The sequence below is a fragment of the Candidatus Stygibacter australis genome (genome assembly GCA_030765845.1).
GTDB classification, from domain to species: domain Bacteria; phylum Cloacimonadota; class Cloacimonadia; order Cloacimonadales; family TCS61; genus Stygibacter; species Stygibacter australis.
Window position 1 is genome coordinate 1 of the sequence record JAVCDJ010000034.1, and the last position, 6,656, is coordinate 6,656.

Below are 6,656 nucleotides of genomic sequence, written 5' to 3' on the forward strand. Positions count from 1 at the left end.
ACCTGTCGTACTACCCTCACACTGCACTAACCACATATCTCCGGTATGAGGATTACCACTATAGGTTTCAATCTCCAGAGTAATATCATCGATGGTTATACCAAGTGCATTCACTCCATGCAGATATGCTGTAGTTGAGCTTCCCCCGGTTCCCCGCCAGATGGTAGTCGCCGCCCCATCACTGCTGATGAATGTTAAATCGTCATTATTGATATGAACTGTTTCCTCGTAGGTTCCTGGATGGATGATGATATTATCACCATCTGCTGCGGCATTATACGCTGCTGTTATCGTCGTATAAGTCTGCCCGGAGCCTACATGTCTGTCGGTTGCCTGTAACAATAATACAAAAAATAAAACTAAAAAAATTACACCATTTTTCTTCATTCTTCCCTCTCATGTTTTTGCTTAAAAAATTTCTTATTTTATTAAATTCACTTTCCTGATCTCTTCCTGGCTTTCACTCCTGAATAAGATTAAGTAAACTCCACTTCCTAAATCCCGATTACCATATCCTTTAAAATTCCAATGTATTTCGTAATTTCCGGGTGATTTTATTTCATCACATAAATCTGTCACTTTCTGCCCTAATACATTATATACTGAGATTTCCACTTTCCCTTTTTTATCCACAGAATATTCTATTGTCAACATATTTCGCTGTATTCCACTAAAAGGATTGGGATATATCCTGTCTATGCCATTATACTTAGGTATTTCCTCTTCCCAAATATCAGTATGCTCATAATTGATTTCCATTGTTTCTGACGCATATTCACCATTAATCGCCTTTACTCCCAGCAAATGCATCCCTTCTTCCATACTCAATAGATATTCAAGCTCATCGGTTGTCCCTACAAATACACTATCAAGATATACTTCATAACTGGTAGCATTAAATCCCTCTTGCTGCTCCCAGTTAAATAACACATCATCTGTCTCAGTATGCTCAGCATGCAAATTAAATGGCTCATCGTCCAAGACAGTAATCTGGCAGGATGATTCACCCAACAATTCACCATCGTATACAGTTAATATTAATGTTGACTGATAGTTTTCACTCACGTCTTCTGCAAAAATACTTATAGAAACTGCCACAGGATCATCAATTAACAGATCTTCAGTTGTCGCCCAAAAATATACCAGCTCATCTCCTTCTAAATCATAAGAGTCTGAGCCGTCGAAACTGATACTATTACCATCTATCACTGTCTGATCAATCAGGAATGCAGCCTGCGGGGCATCATTCACAGATACCACTATCACATCCACACTGTCTGTATCTACAAGTCGTCCTCGATTATCATAGACATTGAATATTGCCAGCTCTACTCCATTCCAATTTGCTGCAGCGTTAAAAGTTACTTCATAATCCGTGATAGTTATTTCCAGATTAGTCGTCATTTCCGCGGTTAATAGAAGCATATCTCCTTCTATATCAGACAGATAGTCCGTAAAATCTTCTATCAATTGTTCATCTTCATTAAAGCTGAAACTTTCTGGTAAATTGATCTCAGGGGCATCATTTACTGCACTCACAATTATTGCTATCTCATCTGTAGCGATCAGACGGCTCACATCATCTGAAATTATTACTGTGATCGTTTCGCTGCCAAACCAGTCGCTCTCTGGCTCAATTCCCAAAATATAGCCATCTACTGTGATATATATATGATCAGAATCATCAGCATCCACATTCAGGCTGTCATTATCCACATCGCCTATATAACTGCTGATATCCAAATATCCAGTCCCGTCTTCTTCCAGCTCAAAACTCTCTGGCAGATCAATAAATGGTGCATCGTTCACTGCTCCCACATTTACTAAAATAGAATCACTGCTTACTGCCCGAGAATCATTATCATCCACCTCAAAGTAAATGAGCTCCTGACCAAAATAATTCTCATCAGGAACCAGTGTCACCTCTAAACCAGCAATAGTTACTGAGATATTTTCATTGGGTTCACTACTTAATTCAAGCACTTCGTTGTCAATATCATATATGTAAAGACTTAAATTTAGTTCTCCTATTTCATCTTCTAACATATCATATTCATCTGGAAGCATTATCACGGGAGCATCATTCACACTCACCACAGTCACCATCACGTCCTGACTCACAATTTCTCTACTACGCTCATCACTGGCACTTATCGTTATACCTTCTTCCCCAAACCAGTTCTCTTCCGGAATTATGATTAATTCGCTCTCAGTGATCTCAATGCTCAGATGTTCAGATTCTATATATTCTATCACTATCTCATCACCATCAGGATCATAAATACTTTCATTCAGCAGCAGATGTATGGCAATATCTTCATCCGTCTCAAGTGCTGCGGCTATTTCTATTACTGGTGGATCAGGCTGTGGTATCACATAAACCATCATACTGTCTATCGCTACCAAACGAGTCATGCCCATCTGATCATCTACTTCAAAAATCAGTTGCTCCGCTTCGGTCCAGTTCAATTCAGTTTGCAATATCACGTTCATACCTTCTATTTGAACATCTATATGCTCATTATATAGGCAATTCACGAGCATTTCGTCACCATTTAGATCACTTACAAATTCGCTGAAATCAAGCTGATAGGGTTCGTCTTCCAAGATCACAACCGAAGCAGGCAAATCTATCACAGGAGGGAGATTGCTGCCAGCATCCAAGGGGATCATATTATCTGGAAAATATCCCAAATCTCCACCCGGACTTGTAGTTGTGCTATATGATATTGTATAGATCAAATCCGCACTAAGGTCATATAACTCAAAATTTACAGTCTCTATCAAAGAACCCTGAATATTAAATGTAGTATATGAATGTCCTTCATAAACAAAAATATCTCCTATCCCTCGACATTCGATTTCACGATCTTCAGCTTCTTCGATAAAAGCTCCCACTAAATCACCAGCTTCTGCAATTTCACCATCAATAGTCACTTCCGCATAGATCACGGTGCTGTTTGGATAGATTACTATTTCCCAGGCTGGTCCTTCCACTACTGTCACTGCCCAACTGGTTTCCAGACTGGTGGTTCCATCACTAACTACTACTGCCATATTGAAGCTGCCGGGATTATTAGTCTGATATTCCACCAAACTGGCGTTTTCACCCCAGAAAATGCTATTCAAATACCAATTGTAATTTAACTCGCTATCCACATCTATACACTCTATCTCAAATGGAATCAGTTCTCCACCTATCACATTAAATTCTGGACTTTCAGGACTTATACTGATTATTTCAGGTGCATCATTTACCGGATTTATTATCACAATCACATTGTCTTCCACTACTGACACCCCACCTGTATCTTCCAGATAAAAAGTCAGTATTTCGTTGCCAAACCAGTTTAATAACGGGCTTATCACCACATTATAGCCACTGATATCTACACTGAAATTCTCGCTAACCTCGCACATCAGGCTCAAGCCATTACCCACGATATAACTGCTGAAATCCTGATTAATTGCTACATCCTCATCACTCGCTAATATCTCCGGTAATACAAGTGCAACTTCCTCTACAACTACTTCCACATCATCTGTGCGAATTGTGTCTCCCACTGTTAAAGTGAAATTTAGCACTTCACTCCCTGTCCAGTTTGCCCCTGGCATAAAAGTTACTTCTGAGCCATTGATACTTATCCCAATATTCACACTGCCATCTGAGCTTAGCTCAAATTCATCCCGGTTTATATATGCATCAAAATCAATTGTAGTATTCACATTCATTTCCAGCAAAAAATTATCTGGCAATAGTATATTCGCTTCCTGGGGATTATATGAAGCAGTCATCTCCACATCGCGCCACCAGGGTACACAGTCCACGATATTGCCATTGGTGATCACATTACTGCCGCTGCCACCAAAACCCATGCCCTGCGGTCCTGTCTCATCTCCCCACCAGTTATATTCCACAACATTAGGTCCTTCGCTGTGCACGATCACACTGCCATACTGATGATAAAGCAGCTCATTATTTGTCGCTGTAAAGGCTGCATAAGCTTCTATACCTCTAGCATTATTTAATAATGTATTCCCTGTAATATTCTCTACTTCCGTAAATACAGATATACCCACAAACTCATTATCAATAAAGCTGTTATCTTGTACCCATAAAGAAGTCTCATAACTATTTAATAGCAGTCCGCTGCCATTTTCACTGATAGTATTTCCGCTCACTATCAAATTGTTCACATTATTGCAGCTTATTGCATAATGCCCAGTGCTGGTACCCGTTATCGTGTTATTTGTTATTTCCGCATTGCTCAGGTCACTACCCAGATTTATACCATATATACTGCAATCAGCTATCTCATTACCTGCGATCACTACTTCGGCTGTACCCACTATCTCAATCCCACGATTGCAGGTTGTTACTTCATTATCATGCACATTGGCATCATTATGCAGTATCATTGCCCCACCCTCATAATTAATAAAACTGTTCTCAGCAATTTCCACGCCCAGATAAGCTGTCTGAATATTCACACAATTAGCCACGCTACTCACATCAAAACTGTTACCACTTATCACACTTCCACCCGTAACTCTCCCAAAATTAATTACATCATAATTAATCTCACCTGTAAAAGTATTCCCGGTTATATCTACCTCATGCGCACCCCAAAATTCTATTGGTCTCACAGTACCGTAAAAGGTATTATTATTTATCTGATAATCCATCCCAAATCCCTGATCAAAACTACATATCGTGCAATATGAACTCTCTTCCATATCATTAAAGATATTATTCTCAACCACCAGAGTACCATCATTGATGTCATCTATCTGAATTGCCCTTTTCCCACCATTGATCCGATTGTTCCTAATATAATTTATCCGCTCTCCAGTTACACTCTCACTCTGCACCAAAATACAGTAAAGTGTCCCGTAGCCATAAGTAGAAAACCAGATGTCATTGCCCTCTTCCTCGCTGTCTCCACCTATCAAATTATTATCGCAACCTACATCTCCTTCAAAACTAATACCTCTGTTTGCATAACCCGTCGGTGAAAATCCCGTGATTGTATTACCAAATACATGATTATCATTGCTATTCACCAAAGTAATATAATTACGATAACACTCACTTACACTATTTTCAAAAACATCGCAACCGTCTGAATTACTGAAATATATACCTCTATAACAATCACTCACCTCGTTCCCAGGACCTATCTCCAAATTATCTGTTGAATATATCCACATCCCTGCAGTAAAAAAATCCTCACCTGTCCCATTATAACCATCAATGATATTATTCGCAAAACTGCTGCCCTCACAGTTCATTAAAAGTATACCTACATCGCAATTCAAACTCCCTGTGATCGTATTATCATGGATATTTGCCACCAGGCCATTCGTATTGAAACCACAGGCTATACCATAATGTGGGGCTTCAATGATCTCATTGCCTGTTATTTCACAATTGCTGCTGCCTGCCAGCATTATACCTGAAACTGCGGAGTCATCACTAAAACCTGTCAACACACAGCTGCTTAATGCTGGCATACCATCAGATTCAACATTATGCAGTATCACACCATAAAGTGATTCTGCCCCGTTAAGATTTACCTGCTCGTTCATATTCAATGTAAAACCACTGAGTCGGAAATTGAGTAAACTGTCGGAACTGGCTGCCACCAGATAATCGATGTCATTATCCAGACTTAATACGTTATCCCTGTCCGCAGGTAATTCTATGCTGGTATACTCTGAACCGACACCAATAATACTGATTGATTTCTCTATTAATAATTGCTCAGCATAGTTACCCATACTCACCTGAATTATATCTCCATCCACACTTTCATCAATCGCACTTTGAATTGTGGCAAAATCGCCCGGTACCTGAATGATTTCGCAATTTAATATCAGAGATATTAATAATACTGTAAAAAGTAAAAAACTTTTTTTCATTTGATCAATTCCCTTTTTTTTAATATTCTATTCTTAAATTAAAAAGCATAAAACATTCCAAACCTATTGATATTTGATTTTTAGAATTTCCATGCTAATCTCTTTTCAATTATTAACTTCCGGCTGCTCTCTACCTCTGGAGCTTAATTCAAACTTCATTGTTTAACTTAGCTTCTGGGCGATTATAGCTCTTTTTGGGCGAAAACTACCGGAGAGACCACCCTCCTAACTGCTGACTCCCATCCCATTTTTACTATTCTACATTCTATTGTACATCTTTTTTTATCCATTTGGTATCAGAATTGCTACTTCTGCTTTTGATCTCTCTCTCCTCAAGCAATCAAACCGAATCCTCTCGGTTTGATTGCTCCTCTTAATATTTTTACTTAAATCCATCCTCTTTCTTCTCTAATTCCCACCCCAATGACATTTTACATGTCATCTGCATCCTATTAAGGCTACTTCAAGAGGAACAACATAGCACGTAGTAACATGTAAATGTCAGTATGTGCTATGTTTCTCTGGAGCGTTATTGCTTCATACCAGGTAAGTAGTATCTAAGCTGAGAGATTTACTTGACATTATAACTTGCTAAGAATTGTCTTTCATGAGTTCTGCATAATAGCAGGAAAATAGGAGAAAATGGTTCTCGAAAAATTGTAGCTTAGGCTTTTAAAAATAAGCAAAGCAGTATTAACTGGCTTTATTAGTCAGTAAACTGATAAAATTAGATC

Annotated in this window: 2 protein-coding genes; both read right to left on the reverse strand. The window is 38.7% G+C overall.

Translation table 11 applies throughout. The features are described from left to right. The coding region (locus RAO94_01935) for a hypothetical protein (GenBank protein ID MDP8321090.1) at positions 1–387 on the reverse strand (387 nt) is incomplete at its 3' end. A 33-nt stretch (positions 388–420) separates the two neighbouring features. Then, positions 421–5,922: a tandem-95 repeat protein gene (locus tag RAO94_01940; GenBank protein MDP8321091.1), complete on the reverse strand. Its 5,502-nt coding sequence runs from the start codon at positions 5,920–5,922 to the stop codon at positions 421–423. Positions 5,923–6,656: the final 734 nt, after the last annotated feature.